14 protein-coding genes are annotated in these 17,808 nt (G+C 34.0%); 2 read left to right on the top strand and 12 right to left on the bottom strand.

Features of this window, described 5'->3' with window-relative positions; all coding sequences use genetic code 11:
- Positions 1–17: 17 nt before the first annotated feature.
- From RTP52_RS02025 to RTP52_RS01995, 7 genes are all read right to left on the bottom strand, one after another.
- A complete protein-coding gene (locus RTP52_RS02025) occupies positions 18–176 on the bottom strand; it encodes a transposase (RefSeq protein ID WP_312368901.1) in 159 nt (52 codons plus the stop codon).
- A 101-nt stretch (positions 177–277) separates the two neighbouring features.
- Complete coding sequence (locus tag RTP52_RS02020; RefSeq protein WP_312368899.1) at positions 278–1,141, bottom strand: DMT family transporter; 864 nt, start codon at positions 1,139–1,141, stop codon at positions 278–280.
- 33 nt (positions 1,142–1,174) lie between these two features.
- The gene (locus RTP52_RS02015; RefSeq protein WP_312368897.1) at positions 1,175–2,692 is read right to left on the bottom strand and encodes an ATP-binding protein; all 1,518 of its coding nucleotides are present in this window, start codon (positions 2,690–2,692) and stop codon (positions 1,175–1,177) included.
- 5 nt (positions 2,693–2,697) lie between these two features.
- Complete coding sequence (locus RTP52_RS02010; protein WP_312368895.1) at positions 2,698–4,410, bottom strand: VWA-like domain-containing protein; 1,713 nt, start codon at positions 4,408–4,410, stop codon at positions 2,698–2,700.
- Positions 4,411–4,432: 22 nt separating this feature from the next.
- Positions 4,433–5,326 carry a leucine-rich repeat domain-containing protein gene (locus RTP52_RS02005; protein WP_312368893.1) on the bottom strand — a complete coding sequence of 298 codons (894 nt, stop codon included), beginning with the start codon at positions 5,324–5,326 and terminating at the stop codon, positions 4,433–4,435.
- Between the two features lie 644 nt (positions 5,327–5,970).
- Positions 5,971–7,287, bottom strand: coding sequence for a xylose isomerase (xylA, locus tag RTP52_RS02000; protein WP_312368892.1), 1,317 nt, complete (start codon positions 7,285–7,287; stop codon positions 5,971–5,973).
- Positions 7,288–7,407: 120 nt separating this feature from the next.
- Positions 7,408–9,417 carry an endonuclease MutS2 gene (locus RTP52_RS01995; protein ID WP_312368890.1) on the bottom strand — a complete coding sequence of 670 codons (2,010 nt, stop codon included), beginning with the start codon at positions 9,415–9,417 and terminating at the stop codon, positions 7,408–7,410.
- A 625-nt stretch (positions 9,418–10,042) separates the two neighbouring features.
- Here RTP52_RS01995 and RTP52_RS01990 point away from each other — a divergent pair.
- Both RTP52_RS01990 and RTP52_RS01985 read left to right on the top strand, forming a co-directional pair.
- Positions 10,043–11,311, top strand: a complete 1,269-nt coding sequence (locus RTP52_RS01990) for a hypothetical protein (protein WP_312368888.1) — start codon at positions 10,043–10,045, stop codon at positions 11,309–11,311.
- Complete coding sequence (locus tag RTP52_RS01985) at positions 11,298–11,987, top strand: DUF6320 domain-containing protein (RefSeq protein ID WP_312368886.1); 690 nt, start codon at positions 11,298–11,300, stop codon at positions 11,985–11,987. Before RTP52_RS01990 ends, RTP52_RS01985 begins: the two co-directional genes overlap by 14 nt.
- A 56-nt stretch (positions 11,988–12,043) precedes the next feature.
- On the opposite strand, the gene RTP52_RS01980 is transcribed toward RTP52_RS01985, so the two are convergent.
- From RTP52_RS01980 to RTP52_RS01960, 5 genes are all read right to left on the bottom strand, one after another.
- On the bottom strand, positions 12,044–12,541 hold the full coding sequence (locus tag RTP52_RS01980; protein WP_312368884.1) for a DedA family protein: 498 nt from the start codon (positions 12,539–12,541) through the stop codon (positions 12,044–12,046).
- Positions 12,542–12,952: 411 nt separating this feature from the next.
- The gene (locus RTP52_RS01975) at positions 12,953–14,404 is read right to left on the bottom strand and encodes a polysaccharide biosynthesis tyrosine autokinase (protein ID WP_312368882.1); all 1,452 of its coding nucleotides are present in this window, start codon (positions 14,402–14,404) and stop codon (positions 12,953–12,955) included.
- The gene (locus RTP52_RS01970; protein WP_312106352.1) at positions 14,391–15,152 is read right to left on the bottom strand and encodes a CpsB/CapC family capsule biosynthesis tyrosine phosphatase; all 762 of its coding nucleotides are present in this window, start codon (positions 15,150–15,152) and stop codon (positions 14,391–14,393) included. Before RTP52_RS01970 ends, RTP52_RS01975 begins: the two co-directional genes overlap by 14 nt.
- 76 nt (positions 15,153–15,228) lie before the next feature.
- Complete coding sequence (locus RTP52_RS01965; RefSeq protein ID WP_312106353.1) at positions 15,229–16,239, bottom strand: NAD-dependent epimerase; 1,011 nt, start codon at positions 16,237–16,239, stop codon at positions 15,229–15,231.
- A 248-nt stretch (positions 16,240–16,487) separates the two neighbouring features.
- The gene (locus RTP52_RS01960; protein ID WP_312368880.1) at positions 16,488–17,780 is read right to left on the bottom strand and encodes a UDP-glucose dehydrogenase family protein; all 1,293 of its coding nucleotides are present in this window, start codon (positions 17,778–17,780) and stop codon (positions 16,488–16,490) included.
- Between the last annotated feature and the right edge of the window lie 28 nt (positions 17,781–17,808).

Here is a 17,808-nt window from a genome sequence, read left to right as displayed (position 1 = left end):
ATATTCAAACTAATATATTAGAAATAATAGCTTCTATAATGTTGGGGTATAAAAAACTTCACTACCTTAGCATTTATACCATGTCTTTTGGCTAGTGTATGTGTTGATTCTTTACCAGATAAATATTCTTCAGAAATTTGAGCTTTTAATTCAGGGCTATATTTTTGCCTAGACACAAAAATCCTCCTTAAGTAGATTTTGGTTATTTACCTTGTCTACTTAAGGAGGATCATATCATTCATTCACTAGGAGGTTCAAATATTAATTAATAATTATATCAAACACTTTTTTGTTTCTTTCCATAAAAAAACATTCCAATTGCTGTTGCACATACAATAAAGTAACCTAGAATACTAAATCTATCTGGTATCTGTCCAAATAAAATAAATCCTAAGATTGCAGAGAAGATTACCTGAGAATAATCATAAACAGAAATCTCCTTTGCAGGTGCATAAGAGTAAGCAGCTGTGATTGCAAACTGGCCTCCAGCTGCAGCTAACCCTGCTAATAATAATACACCGATTTGCCAAAGTTCCATAGGTGCATATTGAAAGATTAGAAATGGTAAGGTAACAAGACAAGAGAAGGCAGAAAAGACGAATACAATTAAGGACCCCTTTTCTCCACGCTGTCCGAGATAACGCACTGCAGTATAAGCAGCTCCTGCACCAAATCCACCTAGTAAACCGATTAAGGAAGGTACTAACTCCATGTTCGAAAATGTAGGTTTTATAATAAATAAACTTCCTACAAAGGCTGCCACCACCGCAAGCCCCTGAACTAGATTTACCTTTTCCTTTAAAAATATCATACTAAGTATGATAACAAAAAATGGAGACATCTTATTTAGCATAGATGCATCTGATAGTAATAAGTGATCTACTGCATAAAAATTACACAAAACTCCTATGGTTCCAAAAAAAGAACGTATCATCAGATATTTAAAATTCCCTTGTTTACATCTCAAACTTTCTTTATTCTTTTTTATAACAATATAAGCGAAAATTAACGCAACAACATTTCGAAAAAAACTTTTTTGAATGGAGGGTAAATCTCCTGATAGTCTTACAAATGTATTCATAAGGGCAAAGCAAAATGCTGAGCATAGAATACAAAGTATTCCTTTGTATTTTGTTTTCATGATTCCTCCATCTTTTAAAACTTCTAAGCAAAATTAAGATAATTGTTTTAACTCATCGATTTCTTTTAGTAACTCTTGCTTTGTATCAGAGAACAATAAGCTTTGATTATGCTTTACATAATGCTCACTTCCATGTTCACCGATGAAATTCATACTATAAAAATTACCTGTAAGCTCTGTTAAGAAAACGACTAATTCCTGGCTTTCTTCAAAGGTATCCTCTAAGAAAATAAAGGAATTCTCTAAAGAATTAGATGTTGTAGTAATTTTGTTTTGATAATCTTCCACCATCGTATCAAATTCCGTTTTGATATAGGAGAAGGCATGATCATTTTCTCTCAAACGATTTAATAGTATCTGCTCTTTGAAATAATATAATTTTAAAATTAACTTACTATAAGCCATACTTTGTGTGCGATCCAATAATCCTGCAGATTTTTTATCCGCAAGTTCCTTCTCTTTTTGAGTAATAATATCAGTCATGATAACTTCAGGTTCCATATAAGCATTGGAAAAATACTCCTTTGCTTCCTTTAGGGTAGCATGAAGTCTTTTTAGATATTCACCCATCTGATAGGTTTCATAAAAGTCACATGAAAGTCGGTCAAGTAATAACGAAAGAACACTTAATCTTTCATCAAAACCAGCGGTACGCAATTGTCTCTTTAAATGATTTTCTGCTTTACCCTCTAAGATATCTTGTACTTGATAATCTTTTTGATACTTCAAGTACAATTCATAATAGTTTGCAAAGTCTTTTGCAATCTTAGGATGCTGAAGATATCCTTTTACTACTTCTTCTGTAACAGGTAAATGAAGTTCTTCATAAGCATACAAAATTTGAGATAAATCCTCCCAGCCTCTTGCTGTCACAAACTGCTTTCCATCTACCGACATCTCAATGATATAAAAATTATTTTTCTTAATCTCTAAATAAGATAATATCGAGCCATGGAGTTTTTGTATATAAGCATACTCTTTCCAAACACCATAATCCTCTCTAAGCTCAATTCGTTTTACTCTATCAAGAGTTACAATATCAAATTCACGAACAGAGCGATTATATTCCGGTGGATTACCTGCTCCAACTACAATCCAGCCTTCTGGAATACTGTGATTTCCAAAGGTCTTATTCTGAAGAAATTGTAGCATCGTTGGTGCCAGCGTTTCTGATACACAATTGATCTCATCTAAGAATAAGATTCCTTCCTTAAGACCTGTATTTTCCATCTTTTCAAATACAGCAGCAATAATTTCGCTCATTGTATATTCTGTTACAGTATACTCAGTACCCTGAAAACTTCGCTGTTCAATCTTTGGAAGTCCGATTGCACTTTGTCTTGTGTGGTGAGTAATGGTATAAGAAACCAACCCTATCTCACATTCTCTTGCTATCTGCTCCATAATAGCTGTTTTACCAATCCCCGGAGGCCCCATAAGTAAAATGGGACGTTGATGTTTTACCGGTATCATATATGCCCCGAATTCATCTTTCTTTAAATACGCTTGTATTGTATTCCTAATTTCAATTTTGCATTCTTTTATATTCATCGTAACTAATCACCCATCTTTTCAATTTGTTCTTCTTCTAATACAACCTTCATTGCCCAAACAGGTACTTTGTCTTCCTCATACTGATTACGAACAAAAATAAAGGCAGTTTCGTATTCTGGTTGTTTGCTAGTAAAAGTACCATATCCATCTGTAAAATACAGTAGTCCTTTTAAACGTTTTAATTCCCCCATTTGTTTTAATTCTTTGATATATTCAAACACAGGTCTAAAATCTGTATTACCAAATCCTTTCACCTGAAAATGTTCCATATATTGATTTAATTCCATAAGATTCGTAAGAATCTTGTGTTCCCTAATTTCATCATCGCACTGAATCAAATGAATTCGAAATTTATCATGAAATGTCTCTGTGCTTTTAAGAATCTTTATTGTTTCTTTTAAAAAACGATAGATCAAATCACTAGCACATGATCCAGAAGTATCAATTGCTATTACAATCTCCTCAACACGCATTTCATCCTTATATTCTAATGGTTCAATGAAAGGAACATTCCCATAATGTTCTATACCATAAGTGTAAAAACCATAGTCAAATGAATCCTCATCTACTTGAAGACGCTCCTTATATACTGCAAATTTTCGAAGAAACGTCTGATAATCATAAATTTCACGATTCGCTGCACCAATCCCTTTTAATAAGCTTTCTGTTGACTTTGGATTATTTGCCTGATAAGTCTCAAGGTCTGTCTTAAGCTTTTCACTGATATCCTTCCAACGATTTTCCTGCGCTTTTCTATTGTTGGCTTCATGTTCATGATGAGCATTTTCATCCATGGAATCATCATATGACTTATATTCTTGATTTTTGTCTTCTTGGTTTATATCTTCTTGTGATTTATCTTCTTGAGTTTTATTTCCTTCTGTATTATCATCTTGAGTTCTATCTTCTTGACTATTTTCTTCTCCCGTCTTGTCTTCCCTAGTCTCGTTATTTCCCTCTTGATTATTCCCTTTATCCTTATTCCCTTTTTCTTTTTCTGTTTCTTGTTTATCTCTATCTTGTTTATCTCTATCTTGTTTTTCTTCCCCTGTTTGATTCTCTCTTGATTGTTCTTTTGAATTCTTCTCTTTGTCTGCTTGCTCATTTTTATTTGAAGGGTCATGTTTCTCTTCTTGATTAGAATCCTCACTATCCTTCACTTTATTTTTTGAGATACCAAAGTTCCAAAACTGATGGTCACATACTAAAAATTCAGCACTATATTGAACAAGCTCTCGCTCAGTTAACCAATTTATCTGAAGTAAATGATAGATACCTTCCGCTGTGAATACCTTAAGTTCCTTGGATAAACGTTCATAAAGTTCTTCTCGTCGGGATGAAACAAGCCGTTTCGTCGCCTTATTATCCAGGCCATCTATAATATATTCCACTGCGATATCACATGCTAAATTCCATTTTTCTTCGTCTCGTTCTTCTCTCAAATACATATGACGAAAAATACTATGAAGTAACATGTGAAGATAGGAACGGTTTACATATACACTATCATAAACGTATTTTTCTATTACAAATCTTGGATTATAATAAATAGTACTTCCATCCGTTCCCATATAAAAAGAGGACATCCGTAGCTCATAATTTAATTCACTGAGTGGAACATCTAAAAATCGCATTGATAAGTACAGCTCATTGGAACTATTTTTTAAGATTCTCTCTCCAAGCTGCCTTAGTCTTTGCTTAACCTCATGCTCCATTCTTACCTCCATTTCTTCCTGCCTATAAATCAAAGGTCATACTTTTTTTAAGGTAATTCCGTTGTTTATAGCTTAAAAAATAACTAACAAGTTCTAGTTTTTGTTGCCTTCTTGCATATTCCATTAAATTATCCAGTTGCTCTAAGGATATAATGTTTTCTTCTATTAAGCAAAGGATCTCATTACGCATTTCATCTTCAACTAATAGTTTCATCAATACATCAAAATGTTCTCTAATAAAGTTTCCGTAATTTTCTTTTGCAGTATTCGTCAGTTGATACGGGTACATGATTCGATAAAGTGCGATAAACAAAGTTGTATCTAACATATCAACCGCCATACCGACATGAAAAATTGAATCATATTTTTTGTAATCAATATCATGATCAGTCATACACTCACGGTAATGTACTCCAGAACCATAGGTTTCCTGGCGAATAATTCTTGCAGAGTTATTCTCAACATAGTCGTATAAAAACTTTGGGAAAATTATCTTCGCAGTTTTCCCTTTCTCATAAGCATTCTGCGCATAGTGAAGTGTAACTGTCAGCTCTGAACTAAATTCAGATAAAATATTTCTTACTACTGCAATCTTTCCATTTCTTAAGTTTATTTCGATCGATTTTAATAAGTAACAGTTCTTAAAAGCTCCATCACCAATGCTATTAATTGCATCAGAAGCAACCATGCTTTCTAGTTTTCTGCAATCATAGAAAGCATGGTTACCTATTGTTGTTATACTATCAGGTATTATTATCTTTTGTACACTTCTACAATTATGAAAAGCATAATCAGCAATTTCTGTAACTGGCAGTCCATCTATAGCACTTGGGATTTCAATCTTGCTCGATGTTCCATTATATTTTTGAACGATGATCTCGTTATTTTCTTTTCTATATTCAATATCTTGTCTCATATATTTTCCTTATCTATGCGCTATAATATGCGCTTATCAAGTTTATGTACACCCCCAGACACAAACTTGCTGAGTTTAAAAATTTATATATTATTTTCTTACTTAAAAGCCTGTATAGTAGGCTGAACTTTTATGCCGAGGATGGCGTAGGCATAATATTCATTTAGAAAAACTAATTATTATCTTTAACATTTCCCACTTGTTCCCTACAAAACAAATTTCTTAATGCCATCCATGTTACTAGTATAAATCTATTTACAAAAATCTGTTCTGTTACTTACGATTATAATGAAATAAGTCAGATATTTCAACACCAACCTATAGTAAATTCTATATATTTATCGAGCATAACTCGTTTGATTCAGTCGTATGCATAATGCATCTAATATATTTTAATCAATTAAAATTACATTGTGCGAATTTTTTCTAGTCATATATAAAAACAGGGCGATCACACAATACCAAGATTGTTGTGACCGCCCTATTATGTTGTAATCGTAAAAACGGATATTTGCCTATAGGCAAATTTTCCGCTTACGCTACTTACTCATGACCTCGTTGCCACTAAGTAGCATTTCAGGCAAGTTCCTTCCCTGATGAGGTCAAATTATGATTTTAAATCCCGAATTAATTATAAGTGTATCTTATCTAAATAAAATATTATTTACGATTGTTTCAAGAGCTTCCTGACGACCACTTTGCATTACTGGCTCGCTATGAGTTAATACATACTGCTCTAACTCTTCAAGAGATGTAGTTCCATCCACAATTGCCTTACCAATACCTGTCTTATAGCTTGCATAACGATCTTCTACAAATTTTCCGATTCTGCCATCTTCGATAATCTCAGAAGCTTTAATTAAACCAAGAGCGAAAGTATCCATTCCTGCAATATAGCCATACGCAATATCATCAAATTCGAAAGAGCCACGTCTTACCTTTGCATCAAAGTTAAGCCCGCCATTCGTGAAACCACCTGCCTTTAATACTTCAAGCATTGCAAGAGTTGCGCTATGAACATCAGTTGGGAATTGATCCGTATCCCATCCAAGGTTTGGATCACCCTGGTTTGCATCTACGGAACCAAATGCACCATTTACTCTAGCCATTGCAAGTTCATGCTCGAAAGTATGACCTGCAAGAGTAGCATGGTTTGCTTCAATGTTCATCTTGAAATCTTTTTCTAAGCCATATTTACGAAGGAAAGCAAGTACGGTTGCTGTATCAAAATCATATTGATGCTTGGTTGGCTCCTTTGGCTTTGGCTCAATATAGAAATCGCCATCAAAACCATTTGCACGGCCATATTCCACAGCCATCTTCATAAGTCTAGCCATATTATCAAGCTCAAGTCCTAAATCTGTATTAAGAAGTGTTTCATAACCTTCACGACCACCCCAGAATACATAGCCTTTACCACCTAATTTAATTGTTGCATCTAATGCATTCTTAATCTTAGCAGCTGCGTATGCAAATACTTCTGCGTTGCAAGAAGTGGAAGCACCGTGCATAAATCTTGGATGACTAAAGTTATTCGCAGTACCCCATAATAACTTGATACCAGTCTGATCCATCTTCTCTTTGATGTAATCAACGATCTCAAAAAGGTTTTTCTTGGATTCTTCAAAAGTCTCACCTTCTGGAGCAATATCTGCATCATGGAAACAGAAGAATTCAATACCTAATTTAGTCATTAATTCGAAACCAGCATCAACTTTTGCCTTAGCAAGTTCCATAGGATCTGTGATATTTCCGTAGGTTCTATCCATAGTTGTTACACCGAATGGATCAGCGCCACCTGCACAAAGAGTATGCCACCAAGATAATGCAAAACGACAGTGCTCTTTCATTGTTTTACCCGCTACAACTTTATTTGCATCATAATATTTAAAAGCAAATGGATTAGTTGAATTTGGGCCTTCGTATTTTACTTCTGGAACATTTGGAAAGTAATTTTTCATTGGATTCCCCTTTCAAAACCTATTTGTTTATTCACTGAACTAACTACGATTATATGATAACATTTGTAGCGCAAATAGTCAATAAGCTTTCCAAGGATTATCAAAATTTTACCTTCCTTTTTAATATCTTATCACCACCCCTTCCTGATGACCTTTCTCCATCTTGTGTCTGGCTTTTCGGTTTGTTACGGTATCGAAAACAATTGAAAAATCATAATCTTCCGGATACATTTGCGTTGATGCTACATGAAGCTTAATGCGTTTATAATTAATAAGCTTTTTCTTTTTTGCAATTTGAATCCCGACTTCTCCCTTTTCATTACATATCTGATACACTATGCCTATTTTTTTCTCAGGATATACAATTACACAATCTCCAAGACGAAAACTTGTAGCTTTTTGTGGGAGCTCTTTTTTCCTACTCTCAATTTTCTTTTCGATACGAGGTTTTATCACTGTGTTTCCACTGTTTTCTGTGTTTTCACTGTTTTCTGTGCTTTCACTGTTTTCTGTATTTTCGCTGTTTTCTGTATTTTCTTTCCCCTCGTTTATCTGGCTATTCTCAAAAAATAACTCACTTTCGCCATTGTGATTATATTTTTCCTTATCCTGTGTACCATAAGCATTTTGATGAGCAGTCAAAAGCATGTGTTTTGGTAAGCCTAATCGTTTTGCAATATACAATGCACAGCTCTCCCCAGCCTCACCAACTTCTAATCGATAAAGTGGCTTTAAGCTTTCTCTGTCAAATGCCATTTTCGCATTCATAATACCCTCTGACTGTGCTGCGTAATCTTTTACTTGTGGATAATGGGTTGTGGCAAGGAATAAACACTGCTTTTTTTTAAGCTCTTCCAGTATCGAAATCGCGATCCCCATTCCCTCTGCCGGGTCTGTTCCAGATCCTAACTCATCTAGAAGAACCAAACTATCTTTCGTTACTTCTTTTATTATCGAAATGATATTCGTAATATGGGCTGAGAATGTTGATAGGTTCTCTGTGATACTCTGACCATCTCCAATATCACAAAGAATCGCATCGTTCATACATAAATCAGCTTCATCACATGGCACATGAAGACCGCTTTGAGCCATCATAGATAATAATCCAACTGTTTTTAATGCTACCGTTTTTCCACCTGTATTAGGACCAGTTATAATTACTCCTCGGATACCATCTGCAAATTCAAAATTAAGCGGAACACAATCCTCCCTTTTTAAAAGCGGATGTCTACCATTGATTATCTTAATCTTTCGATCTGTATTCAAGCTTGCTGGAACCGCCTTCATAAAAGCAGATAGCTTAGCTTTAGCGAATATTTCGTCAAGAATACCCATTGTCTCATAGTTTCTCATAAGCTCGAACTCACTCTCTATTACAAGGGAGGTTAACGTATATAATATCACTGCTTCCTCTTTCGCTTCTGCTGATTTTAGGGCGGATAGTTCCTCACTATAACGAACCGCAATCACTGGTTCAATAAAGTAGGTTGCACCACTGGAGGATACATCATGGACGGTTCCTGAAATCTGATGCTTATACTCTTTTTTTACCGGAAGTACAAAATGCCCATTTCTTAAGGACACAAACCCTTCACTAAAGCACTCTTTTCTGCTCCTTAGTAGCGCCTCCAGTTTTGATTTCATTGCTCCACTTACGGATTCCATCTTTCGCCTAATGTCTTTTAACTCTTTCGATGCTGAGCTATCGATCTGATTATTTCTGATAGCACCATCAAGGATTCCTTGTAAATCCTCTAGTGATGTGAAAGAATCCGCATAAAAAGCCAAATCTACTTTAAGACATTGTACCTTGGTTAGATAACTTTTTAATCGTCTACTAGCAGCGATAAACTGTGATACTAAGGTTAGTTGTTCTGGTGACAACATCCCGCCTTTTTTGGCAAGCGATAGTATCATCTCTATTTCTTTTCGTTCTGACATCGGAGGATTTCCTTGTACATCATATATCATCCTTGCTTCTGTTGTCTCTTTGGTTCGATTTATAACTTCTACCTCACTAAGACTAGGTTCCATCTTAATCAGATTCTTCTTTGCTTCTTCCGATACTGCATATTCGCATAACATTTCTAATATTTTCTGAAATTCTAACGTCTGTCTTGTATTCATTTTTAAACTCCTATCTCTGCATTGAAATTTTCCTATCACCACGTCAATTTTAAGGCCTAACATCGAGAAAAAAGCACAAAAAAAGCCGTGGTATCCTGTTTTTAAAGATACTCACGACTATAATCAAGCCTCCACAAAGAAAGTCTTTCTGGCATACGATACTATGCTGCCTAAAATTACAAACAATAGATTCGTATCACTAAAAAGCTTCTTCTAAGAAACTGCTAGTTCAAACTACTTAGAAATAGTATAAAGAATAAAAAGATGTATCTTACGGTCTACCAAGTCTAAATGGCGTTCAAGTAAAAACAGGTTTTTGGTACAAAAAAGAAAGCTGATAAACTTTGCTTTCAGCGAATTACCTTCTTTGCATCTTTAATTTTTCGTGCTAGTTAGCACAAACCTCACTTTTACTTAATACACGTAACAAAAAACATCTTCCTCTCTGATTTAAATTATTTACCTTTTTAAAATAACATAAATTCCGTATTCTGTCAACGGAAGCTGGAAAACCATAATAATAAAAGCTGTAGAATCCATAATCTCATGATTGTTTCATTGTATATTTTAAACAATCGAGTTATAATAGCTTTGGCACAAATATTTTGATAAGAGGAGGTCTATAATGAAACGAAAAAACTATTGGTATCCAGTAGACAATGCTGGTAAGATTTTTCCTGCTGTTTCAAAGGATAGCAGAAGCAGTGTTTTTCGTCTGTCCTTTTATCTTACACAAAACATTCAGCCAACTCTTTTAGAACAAGCTGTTAATGAAGTACTACCCCGTTTTGAAACATTTGCCGTAGAATTAAAGAGTGGTCTTTTTTGGAATTATTTGTCTCCAAATAAACATCAATTTCGTGTGAAGCCAGAGCCTTCTATTATGTGCAAATATGTACCTGCATCAAAAAATTATGGCTATCTGTTCAATGTATATTATTATGAAAATAAGATAACATTAGAAACTTTCCATAGCTTAAGTGACGGAACTGGAGCAATGGAATTCTTAAAATCCATTACCTATCGTTACTGTTGTTTATGTGGCTATCAGATGGAACACGAAGGTCTTATCCGTAGCCATATTCCTTTTTCTTCAAAGGAAAATCAAGACATGTTTTGTAACGAGTATGACAAATCTAAGAAAAAGAACTTAAAAGAAGAGCCTGCCTATCACCTAAACGGTGAGAAATTTGCAGATCACTTCTCCCTTTGCATACGTGCACAAGTGGATACGGAACAGCTATTAACACTCACAAGAAGTCTTAATGTCACAATTGGAGAATATGTAACAGCTTTACTTGCTTACAGTATCTACACCCAAAATGTAGATTGTAGAAAGAGTAAAAAACCAATAAAGTTGTTTGTCCCAGTTAATCTTCGCAAATATTTTCCTTCGAATACCTTACGTAATTTTTCTCTCTATATAAAAGCAACCTATGATCCGAGACTTGATTGGACTTTTGAATCCATGTTATCTGAGACGAAACGGCAATTCTTAGAACAGCTTAATAAAGAGGATCTTCATGGAAGAATTAATTCAAATGTTTGGATAGAAAAGAGCATTTTTATCAAAATCTTACCTTTGGCTCTTAAGAATCTAGCGTTTAAGCTTGGATATTATTACCTTGCTGAAAATATCAGTACTTATGCTATATCTAATCTTGGGCCCGTTTCTTTACCAGAAGACATGAAAGCATTTATAAAGGATGTGGAATTCTCCATAGGGGGTACTAATATGGCAATCTCCTCCATTCATAGTCATACGAATATCATGCTAAATACCGAGTGGAAAGACCTTGGCTACATCTCGCATTTTATAAAGTGTCTGGTGGATTCTGGTCTTAAAGTAAACATTGATACAAACTATAGGGAGGGATTAGATGAGATATTGTAAATACTGTAACCTTCATTATAACACGCCCTTAGACCATTGCTTGTTTTGTAATAATGAGTTAACGAAAACCAATCTAGAAAATTCACAACAAAGGATGGAGCAGACCTATCTTTATCCTGAATTTCAGAAAAGAAAGAATTCAAAGCGGTTTTTACTTCGCTTATATACCTTTCTTGGTTTGATTGCGATAATAACCTGTGTTTATCTTGATCTTTCCAATCATTTAGAGAAAGGATTAAGTTGGTCTCGCTATGTAATTAGTCCCATCGCTTATTTACTATTCTTTATGTCAATAATAACGAGTTCTAAAAAATCGATACAAAAAATCATTTATCTCTCCTATCTGACACTGTTGTTTTTAGTATATCTAGGTTCGATAGGGGATAGCTCTGTATGGTCAATAGAATTTGTTATGCCGCTTGGTCTTATTTCCATAAATATAACAATGCTATTCTTTTTATTAATAAAGAAAAGACGTCATCACGATTATGCCATCTATAGTATGCTTACCTCAATTATTGGTATGCTTCCAATAATTTTACTATTCACTCATCGTCTAACTTATACATGGCCGACGATAACTTGCTTTTTATATAGTTTGACAACCTTTCTTGGAATTCTTTTCTTTACTCCTGAAGCAACCAAAGAGGAGTTAAAAAGAAGGTTACATTTGTGAATGCTCCCGCCACTTAAATCAGCAAGAGGATGGGAGTATTCTTGTCCTAACCATTTCTATACGGTAAACCCTCCTCCTATAAAATATCCAAAGCTAAATAATGCTCCGTTCCAAATGATAATTCCAAGTGTTGAAGCAACAATATATTGAGTAAGGTTCATACGAAGTGCACCCGCTGGTATTCCGATTAAGGTTCGTACAACCGGAAGTAGTTTACTTATAAACACTGCATATGCACCCTTACTTTCAATTTTTTTGTTAAGCTGTTCCATCTTAGCCTTTAACTTCGGGCTTTTACCTGTAAAAAAACGAATCAACTTTTCACCACCAAATCTTCCAAGGTAATAGAGTAAAATGCTCCCTAATACACCCGCAACCACTGTCACTAGAAAAGCTACTATAAAATCACAATGACTAGCAGACCAAGCACCTGCAAATGGTAATATTACCCCTGCTGGAAATCCTGGTAAATTTAAGTATTCCAATAGCACTACGAAAAAGACAATCCATAATCCGTAATTCTCAATTGCAAGAAATATTGCTTGTGTTTCCATAAGTACCTTTCCCTCTTCTTCCCAAAAGCTTCTTTTAGTTATTCAATATTTTCAATTCTAGTAGTAGAAACATAAGTATTTACATATAACATATAGAAAAAAGTACTTTTTTGTATGTAATCCTATTCTTCTACTCATATTCCTTTTGTATTATAAATACAAGCATTTGATTTACTATCCATATTATATAGAGAAATACGAAAATACTTCGTTAGAAAAAGCGAAAGAATTTCTTACGAATGAAGAATTTTTAATTAACGAGGTTAGAAATGTCTTTCCTAAAACGAAAAAAAGCACACTTTGAAAACTTTACCTTGTAAGGAATAAAAAAAACAGGCACAACTAATAGTCATGCCTGGCGCTTAACACATAAAAGCAATAGTCAAAACGGATTTTCTAATTGCCACTACGTTACATTCCATTCTTATCAAAATTATTACCCTGTACGTGATTATAATATTTTCCATAATATTTTTTGTTATATCCTAAGCCATAAATATTGACTTTATTAAGAACAGCTCCTAAAACTTTGCTTTTTCCTGTATTTAATTGTTTTAAAACTCTTTGTGCAAATCTGTAACTAATTTTGTTAGATTCTAAAACCAGAATAGTTCCATCACATATATCTGCTACATTAGCACTATCAATGACAACTCCAAGAGGTGGAGTATCTATAATAATGTAATCATATTCTTCTCTCTGATTTTTAATTAAGTTTTTAAATTCATCACTGCCTAACATCTCAGAAGGGTTCGGTGGTAATATTCCCGTAAAAATTATATCCAGATTTTCTTTGGATTTATCTATTACTTCTTCCAAACAATTCATTCCTGATAAATATTGTGATAAGCCATTAACCGCATTATCAATTTTTAATCTACTTATAATTACTGATTTACGTAAATCAGCATCTATAAATAATACCTTTTTACCGCTTTCTGCAAAAGCAGTAGCTAAGCGAAAGGAAACAACTGTCTTTCCTTCATTTGGCAGACTACTTGTTATACATATTGTTTTTACTTCTTTTCCACAAAATTGTATATTGGTCCGTAATGATTTATATGCCTCATTACTAGTAAATTCCAAGGTACCTTTTTCAATACTGCTATGTTCACTAAGTATATTATCTTCTTTTCTCTTTTTCCAAAAAGGTTTTTTATTCTTTCTCTTTTTATTAGAATATTTCATTTCCAAAGGTATTGTTCCTAATACTGTTAGGTCTAGATATTTTTCAATCTGCTCCGCATTCTTAATAGAATCATCTATCATGTGTATAAATATTATAACAAAGGCACTGATAAATGCTCCTACTAAGCCACTTAATACTATATTTTTCTTTACATGAGGACTTGTTGGTACAGTAGGGATATTTCCTTTCTCAACAATATTAACCTTCTCCATTTCAAGTATGGATACCATTCTCTCCGATGATGCTTCTGCAATAGAATCAGCCAGTTGTTTCGCTAATACAGGATCTTGATTTTGAACAGTTATTTCTAATATACGTGTATTATCAGGAACCTTTACGTAAATATTAGATACAAGTTCGTTGTGAGTCATATTTAAATTCAATTTACTAATAACCTGCTCCGTTACCGGACTACTTAATACCAGCACTTTAAAATCCTGGGTAAGTTGAGATCCGGTTTGTAAATCACTACTTGTAATAATATCTTTATTCTGTCGATTAATAATATAAAGCTTTGTACTAGATGTATAAACAGGAGTCATAACAAACTTACTTATTAACCCTGCCACTACAGCACATACAATACTAGTTAATACGATAATCCATATCTTATGCAATAATAAAATGAATAACTCACCAATATTGATTTCAATATCTTTATTATTGTTTTGCATATACTTGCTCCTCTTCCTCGTCACATAGATACTTATTACTTAATAATTGAGATGTATTCTTAACTAGCAATTGATTTACAAGTTCTATTCCATACTTTTTTCTTAAATAGTTTACCCCCTTTATCATTCTTGGTTCTCTATTATGATCAGAATGGGAATCTGTAGCAACAAAATGGATGTATCCATAGTCCATTAATTTTTTGCAATATCTACTTCTTTTATTGATAAAACCACCAAGAATGCTTGTAATATTCATTTGTATATAAACACCAAGCTTGATTAATTCCTCTATTCTATCGAAATTCTTATATAATGCTTCATATCTCTCGGTATGAGCAAGGATGGGTAAATATCCATTCATAAGTAGTCGATGTAATCCAGTCCTAATATTTCGAAAGCTTTCAAAGACAGGAAATTCCACAAGAACATATCTGGTACCTGCCATTGTTAACGCCTTACTCTCTTTTAAATGTTCTATTATATCTTCGCTATAATACAATTCATTTCCTAAGTCTATTTTAAAATTAGGATCTATCTTTTTCGCCTCTTCTCTAACAAGCTCAAGCTTTTTCTGAAGTTCTTGTATATCCGGATTTATATACCCAACTCCATAATGTGGCGTTGCTATTATATGAATAATTCCTTCTTCGTGTGCTATTTTCAACATATTTCGTGTTTGTTTTAAATTTTCCGATCCGTCATCAACAGACGGAAGTATATGACTATGGATATCAGTCCATTGATTCAATAAAATCTCCCCTCTACAATAACTGATTAATTTGAAGAAGGCTGCCAAACAGCCCTTACCGCTTAAAAAGCTTATATCATTCAAGAATACTAATACTCTTATACCACTCCACAAAACGACTTAACCCAATTTCAATGGAGGTACTTGGTATAAAATGAAAGTCTTCCTCTAAGTCGCAGATATCCGCGTATGTTTGATACACATCACCAGGCTGCATAGGTAAATATTCTTTCATGGCTTTCTTACCTAGATAATTTTCTAATATTTCTATATAATCCATTAACTTAACAGGTTTGTTATTACCGATGTTGTAAATTTTATATTTTATCTTATTCTCGTCTTGTTCAGGTGGATTACATAATATATGCTCAATTCCTTTTACAATATCATCGATATACGTAAAATCTCTATACATATCACCATTGTTGAATATTTTTATTGGCTTACCTTCCATTATGGATTTAGTAAAAGAGAAATAAGCCATGTCTGGTCTGCCATATGGTCCATATACAGTAAAGAAACGAAGTCCTGTCGTTGGTATTCCATAAAGATGGCTGTAAGTATACGCCATCAATTCATTCGATTTCTTTGTAGCTGCATAGAGACTAACAGGTGTATCTGTTTTATCATATATTGAAAAAGGTACTTTTTGATTGGCTCCATATACAGAACTAGAAGATGCATAAATAAGATGTTCCACGTTATAATGTCTGCATGCCTCTAAAATATTGAAAAAACCTATGATATTAGAATTTATATATGTTTCAGGATTTTCGATACTATAGCGGACACCTGCTTGAGCGGCCAGATTTACCACTATTTGCGGCTTGAATTCTATAAATAATTTGTCAATGGCTTGCTTATCAGCAAGATCGCCTTTTATGAATGTAAAATTATTATATTTTTCTAAGATAGTAAGCCTTGCATACTTAAACTTTGTATCATAATAATCATTTATATTATCATAACCAACAACAGTTGCACCCTGATCGAGAAGCGTCTTTGCAAGATGAAATCCAATAAACCCTGCTGCTCCTGTAACTAAATATAATTTTGTTAAATCTAGCTTATAAATAACCGACCTCATAATTCTTCCTTTTTTAATTTATTTTTTTACCTCATCAGGGAAGTCCCCCTCTTCTGTAAGCGGGGTAAGGACTTGCCATTTCAGCAGGAGTTTAAGCTCCTGCTGAAATGCCACGTAGTGGCAATGAGGTTATGAGCAAGTAACGTAAGCGGATTGGGAATATCCGCTTTGACTTATTAAATAGAGTGGCAAAAGCCATAAAACTTTTAAATATAGCCGTACATTGGGTTTGACACTCTACTTATCATTTATCTTCCAATAGAGTAATACTCCACGCCTGCTGTTTTCATCTTCTCAGGCTCATATATATTACGTCCATCATACACTAAAGGTGTCCTCATGTATTTCTTATATGTATCTGGCGTAACTTCTTTAATTTCTTTCCATTCAGTAAAGATAAAACATACATCGGCTCCTTCTAATGCTTCTTCTGGTGTATGTGTATATATAATTTCATCAGGATATCTTTTTTTGAAGTTACTCATAGCTACAGGGTCATATGCATAGATATTTGCACCTTGCTCAAGAAGAAGTGCTATATTATCAAGGGATGGTGCTTCTCTTAAATCATCTGTACCAGGTTTAAAGGAAAGTCCTAATACTGCAACTTTAAGTCCCTGAAAAGTAATTAGACGTTTATTGGCTTTCTTAAATAATTTTGTTTTTTGATCTCGATTGACTTCTACTGCAGCTCCTACGGTTTTTAAATCATAGCAATATTGCTTTGCAAGATATTTTAGAGCTTTGGTATCCTTCGGAAAACAGCTTCCTCCATAGCCTATACCTGCATTTAAGAAACTAGAGCCAATTCTAGTATCAAAAGACATCCCCTTTGCTACCTCTTCAATATCTGCCCCTACCAATTCGCATAAATTTGCAATATCATTCATATAGGAGATTTTTAAGGCAAGAAAATTATTACTAGCATATTTTATCATTTCTGCACTTCTTCTACTTACAGATACAATAGGTAGACCAAAAGGTTCATAAATTTCTAGGAGTTTGTCTTCCGCCTCTTTACTTTCTGTTCCTATTATGATTCTTGAAGCTTTTAAAGTATCCCTAACAGCACTACCCTGTGCTAGAAATTCTGGGTTACTTGTAACTTCAATTTTTACATCATGGATAAGAAAGTCTTTTATAAACTGCTCCACTTTATCATTGGTACCAACAGGAACGGTGGACTTAACAACTACAAGACAATCTTGTTCAACCGACTCTGCAATTTGTCGTGCTACTGTAGCTATATAGGAAAGATTCGCAGATCCATCTGGTAGTTCAGGTGTTCCAACTCCAATGAAAATTACATCTGCATTTTTATAAGCTGCCACATAGTCAGTAGTATAGTCCAATCGACCTTCTTCATAATTCTTTATCATCAGTTCTTCTAAATCAGCTTCATATATTGGAGAAATTCCGGATTTCATCAATTCAACCTTCTCCTTATCAGTATCAACACAGATGACCTTATGTCCTTTTTCAGCAAAACATACACCTGCTACTAATCCTACGTAACCGGTACCCGCAACAGCTATATTCAATTTATCTCCTCTCTCTTTTGAAGAAATA

Origin of the sequence: Lachnoclostridium sp. (genome assembly GCF_031997925.1) — a bacterium.
In the GTDB taxonomy this organism is placed as follows: domain Bacteria; phylum Bacillota; class Clostridia; order Lachnospirales; family Lachnospiraceae; genus Lachnoclostridium.
The sequence above is the reverse complement of the archived record's forward strand: the minus strand, read 5'-3'. Positions and strand labels throughout refer to the sequence as shown.